Annotated in this window: 1 protein-coding gene; it reads left to right on the top strand. The window is 66.0% G+C overall.

Translation table 11 applies throughout. The annotated features are described in order from the left end of the window. On the top strand, positions 1-521 hold a 521-nt coding region (locus A5622_RS17585), incomplete at both ends, for a DUF3556 domain-containing protein (RefSeq protein ID WP_231999684.1).

The raw sequence follows: 521 nt of genomic DNA, 5'->3' as shown, positions 1-521 counted from the left end.
GGAACGCCAAGGCCAGGTGCAGCGGGATCAGGGTTTCCTCTTTGCTGCCGTACAACCGCTCGAGCTGCTGGTGCTGCTGTTCTCACACGGCGGCTGGCCGACGGCCATCGCGGCGTTCGTGATGATCGTGTTCCACCTCAACATCCTGCTGGCCTTCCCGATGGGCGTGCCGCTGGAGTGGAACGTCTTCATGATCTTCGGGGTGCTATGGCTGTTCGTCGCGCACGCGCGCCTGGGCCTGTCCGACATCGCCCACCCGTTGCCGATCGCCGCCCTGTTCGCCGTCATGGCCGGCACGGTCGTCGTCGGGAATCTCTATCCGCGCAAGGTCTCGTTTCTGCCCGGCATGCGCTACTACGCCGGCAACTGGGACACCACCCTGTGGTGCGTGCGGCCGTCGGCCGACGAAAAGTTCCGCGTCGGCTCCCGCGCCCTGGGCCCGATGCAGCACCAGCAGCTCGAGCGGTTGTACGGCAGCAAAGAGGAAACCCTGATCCCGCTGCACCTGGCCTTGGCGTTCC

It is taken from the genome of Mycobacterium sp. 1245801.1, assembly GCF_001673055.1.
Taxonomy (GTDB): Bacteria; Actinomycetota; Actinomycetes; order Mycobacteriales; family Mycobacteriaceae; genus Mycobacterium; species Mycobacterium europaeum_A.
Note: the sequence above shows the minus strand (reverse complement) of the source record. Positions and strands in the feature narration are given on the sequence as shown.